The organism is Vibrio sp. 10N.222.52.B7 (assembly GCF_041474275.1).
In the GTDB taxonomy this organism is placed as follows: domain Bacteria; phylum Pseudomonadota; class Gammaproteobacteria; order Enterobacterales; family Vibrionaceae; genus Vibrio; species Vibrio crassostreae_C.
Window position 1 is genome coordinate 1 of sequence record NZ_JBFRTU010000466.1, and the last position, 250, is coordinate 250.

The following is a 250-nucleotide window of genomic DNA, read 5'->3' on the forward strand; positions in this document are numbered from 1 at the left end:
TGCATGAGCACCATCTTAATTGCAATCATTGCACTCGCCGTTTTAGCCGCCGTTTTTGGCGCTATCTTAGGCTTTGCTTCTATCCGCTTTAAAGTGGAAGCCGATCCGATCGTTGATCAAATCGACACTATATTGCCGCAAACTCAGTGTGGTCAGTGTGGTTACCCTGGTTGTCGCCCATACGCAGAGGCGATCGCTAACGGAGATAAGATCAACAAGTGTCCTCCCGGTGGCCAAGCAACCATTGAGA

At 49.6% G+C, this 250-nt stretch carries 1 protein-coding gene; it reads left to right on the top strand.

Features of this window, described 5'->3' with window-relative positions; genetic code table 11:
• Positions 1-3: 3 nt before the first annotated feature.
• Positions 4-250 (top strand): RnfABCDGE type electron transport complex subunit B (locus tag AB4512_RS23715; protein WP_372175963.1); only part of this gene is annotated, 247 nt, incomplete at its 3' end.